Origin of the sequence: Flavobacterium sp., from assembly GCF_028689845.1 — a bacterium.
Classification (GTDB): domain Bacteria; phylum Bacteroidota; class Bacteroidia; order Flavobacteriales; family Flavobacteriaceae; genus Flavobacterium.
On sequence record NZ_JAQVCH010000062.1, the window covers coordinates 1 to 2,639 of the forward strand.

General features: G+C 35.2%; 1 protein-coding gene and 1 CRISPR repeat array. The gene reads left to right on the forward strand.

Annotated features, from left to right (window positions below):
- Positions 1–928, forward strand: a 928-nt coding sequence (locus tag PHR76_RS13100; RefSeq protein ID WP_300063612.1) for an aminotransferase class V-fold PLP-dependent enzyme, incomplete at its 5' end; no start/stop codon positions are given.
- Positions 929–1,079: 151 nt separating this feature from the next.
- A CRISPR array of direct repeats spans positions 1,080–2,626; the repeat unit is 30 nt; unit sequence ATTTCAATTCTATAAAAGTCCGATTAAAAG.
- Positions 2,627–2,639 lie beyond the last annotated feature (13 nt).

The window sequence follows — 2,639 nt, forward strand, 5'->3', positions numbered from 1 at the left end:
GCATTGCGTTAAAGCCGGCGACCACATCGTCAGCAGCATGACCACTTACGGCGGAACATTTGCCTTTTTGAACAACTGGCTCACCAAATACGGCGTTGAAGTTACCTTTGTCAATATCACCGATTTAGACGCTGTGAAAAAAGCCATGCGTCCCAACACAAAAGTGATTTACACCGAAACCATGACCAACCCGTTGTTGCAAATTTCCGACATTCCCGAATTGTCGAAAATTGCCCACCAAGGTAATGCTAAATTGTTGGTTGATAACACTTTTACTCCAATGTTGGTTTCTCCTGCCAAACATGGTGCCGATGTTGTCATTTACAGCATGACCAAATTTATCAACGGTAAAAACGACTGCGTTGCCGGTGCCATCTGCTCTACCGCCGCTTTCATCAACTCGATGATTGATGTGAATGACGGAACAGCCATGTTGTTAGGACCGGTTTTGGATCCGATGCGCTCGTCATCGATTTTAAAAAATCTGCACACACTGCATATCCGTATGCAAAAACACGGCGAAAATGCCATTTATTTAGCCAAACGTTTTAAAGAAATCGGATTGAAATGCAATTATATAGGACTTCCCGATCATAAAGGACACGAACTTTTCAAAACGTTGATGAACCCCGGATACGGTTTTGGAGGAATGATCAGCATTGATATGGGAACAGCCGAAAAAGCCAGCAAAATCATGGAAATCATGGAAGCCAAAGGCGTAGGTTATTTGGCAGTGAGCTTGGGTTATTTCAAAACTTTGTTCAGCAACTCGGGCAAAAGCACCTCTTCGGAAGTTCCCGAATCGATTCAACAAGAGATGGGAATGTCGGAGGGCTTGATTCGTTTCTCGGTTGGTTTGGATCAAGATATTGAACGCACCTTCCAAATGATTCAAGAATCGATCAAAGAGGGCGGTTTCATACTTTAAAAATCAGCATCACTTTTTGATGTTTTATTCTAAAAAAGACGAACTAAGGTTCGTCTTTTTTTTATCCCCTTTTTTAAGGGAAAACCTTGACATCCTATTTTTTAAGACCTTAAAAAGTCAAAAACATAAAGGATATCGAAAACACCTGTGGTGTTTAATTCTATAAAAGTCCGATTAAAAGGCAGCACCAACCACACGTCAGCCATATTCATCGAGTTTCAATTCTATAAAAGTCCGATTAAAAGAATCGGGTCGTTAGGCGTTTTTTCAGAATTTGTCAAATTTCAATTCTATAAAAGTCCGATTAAAAGGCTATATGTCCGTTCAAACCCAGCAAACATTCCCCGATTTCAATTCTATAAAAGTCCGATTAAAAGACTTGTTTGTAAAAAACAATGTTGATAAATTCAACTTATTTCAATTCTATAAAAGTCCGATTAAAAGCTGCATGGAATGAGTTTGTGTGCTATTATCCGAAATTTCAATTCTATAAAAGTCCGATTAAAAGCATTTTTTAACCTTGCCATAATGTATAAATTTAAAAATTTCAATTCTATAAAAGTCCGATTAAAAGATTCAGTTCATGGCACACTTATAACTCGTGATAATAATTTCAATTCTATAAAAGTCCGATTAAAAGTTGAAAATCATTAAAAATAAAATAGAAGAGCTATCAAATTTCAATTCTATAAAAGTCCGATTAAAAGGCTGTGTCGGTGTCTAAAATTATCCCTTCACGAATATTTCAATTCTATAAAAGTCCGATTAAAAGCCATTCGGGGTTGTAGGCTTGTAGAAATTCACCGGATTTCAATTCTATAAAAGTCCGATTAAAAGTTTGAATGCAATCTTTGGCGAAAAACATTTTGCCGGATTTCAATTCTATAAAAGTCCGATTAAAAGGAACGGGTCTGTACCTTTCGTTTTTGTTGCTAACCAATTTCAATTCTATAAAAGTCCGATTAAAAGTTCTTTTGGAAATCATTAAAGAATGCGGATTTGAGAATTTCAATTCTATAAAAGTCCGATTAAAAGTAAAAGACAACAATACTTATAATACAAAAAAACTTTAATTTCAATTCTATAAAAGTCCGATTAAAAGAAAATCAGCTCAATGGTTTATCGAAAATTTTATAGAATTTCAATTCTATAAAAGTCCGATTAAAAGGTAGATGATTTGGCGAAAATAGCCGATTATTTTGGAAATTTCAATTCTATAAAAGTCCGATTAAAAGAAATAGTATCATCAGCGATAGGCAAAGAAACTGAATTATTTCAATTCTATAAAAGTCCGATTAAAAGTCTCACTGCCGTTACTTAGTTTTCCCTCTTTGTAGGATTTCAATTCTATAAAAGTCCGATTAAAAGGTAAAGGCGGCAAAACCAACTCGCACGGCTTTCGGATATTTCAATTCTATAAAAGTCCGATTAAAAGTTGGTGCTGCAGATTTAATCTCCGCAAACAACGCTAATTTCAATTCTATAAAAGTCCGATTAAAAGCAAGTAAGCGGAGAGATAAAAGTGGAATGCGATTAATTTCAATTCTATAAAAGTCCGATTAAAAGTATAATCTTTACTTTAATTAATCACTTTATTAATTAATTTCAATTCTATAAAAGTCCGATTAAAAGGTTGCGGGTGTAGCTGCCTCTGGCTCTTACCGTTGCATTTCAATTCTATAAAAGTCCGATTAAAAGCATCTGAATGCAC